The organism is Acinetobacter sp. 1207_04, assembly GCF_052850415.1.
The window spans coordinates 1-240 of record NZ_VXCQ01000051.1; the positions used below are offsets into that span (position 1 = coordinate 1).

The following is a 240-nucleotide window of genomic DNA, read 5'->3' on the forward strand; positions in this document are numbered from 1 at the left end:
CGAATGGTCAAGAAGTGACTGCAACGGCGAAAGACCCAGCAGGCAACGAAGGTACAGCGAAAGAGCCAGTAGATGGTATTGCGCCGACAATCGACATCAACCCGATCAATCCAAAAGATCCGATCACGGGTGCAACTGAGCCAGGTGCAGACGTTACAGTTAAATTCCCAGATGGAACGACAGTAACCACTGTTGCAGACTCAAAAGGTGATTGGACAGTACCGAACCCAGGCAACTTAA

General features: G+C 50.0%; 1 pseudogene. It reads left to right on the plus strand.

What is annotated here, in order from left to right:
• Positions 1-240, plus strand: a pseudogene (locus tag FW754_RS16430) (Ig-like domain-containing protein); the annotation flags it as partial.